This window comes from Psychrobacter sp. 1Y4, assembly GCF_051847555.1.
Genome location: NZ_JBPYDE010000725.1, coordinates 1 through 636, shown reverse-complemented (window position 1 = coordinate 636; position 636 = coordinate 1). Strand labels below are relative to the sequence as shown.

At 44.7% G+C, this 636-nt stretch carries 1 protein-coding gene; it reads left to right on the top strand.

The window, feature by feature from the left end; translation table 11 throughout:
- Positions 1–334, top strand: a 334-nt coding sequence (locus ACS8FC_RS18545; protein ID WP_439297873.1) for a DUF3360 family protein, incomplete at its 5' end; no start/stop codon positions are given.
- Between the last annotated feature and the right edge of the window lie 302 nt (positions 335–636).

The following is a 636-nucleotide window of genomic DNA, read 5'->3' as shown; positions in this document are numbered from 1 at the left end:
TATCTGGCAACCAGTGATGTGTGTGGCGTTGATCGTTGGGGTGTTTATCCCACTATTAGAGGCTGGCATGGAGATGACGCGCGAAGGTAAAACCACGCAGTCTGCTGCTATTGTGGTGTTTGCTTCTGCCTTGGTGAACCCAGCCTTTGGTTGGTCACTCACGCTATTGCTTGATAATTTGGGCTTGATCGGCTCAAAAGAGCGCAGCGCCAGTTTGACTAAAATGAGCCGCTGGATCATACCGGGTATTATGTTTGTGGTACTGACTGGCGTGATGGCTATCGTTGGTATGTTGCCGGGTATTCCAGCATTAATGGCAAACTTCCGTCATTAGACCATTCATGATTAGCATATGACCGAATAAACGAAGTCAGCATAAAGCTGGCTTTTTTTATGCGTGCTATTGGGGCAATAATCAGCTTGCAAAACCACGATTCCTGCCCCATAACTAGCAGTATTACTAAGATTTTTAAGAGCAATAAATTCTATGGTTACTGTCTCAGAATCGAGTCCTGTCGATGATAAAAAAGCCCGTCTTAAGCATCTGATCAAGAACCTGCCTAATTTGCCAGGAGTATATAAGATGCTGGGCAAAAACGGCGATATTTTATACGTTGGTAAAGCCAAGTCGCTAAA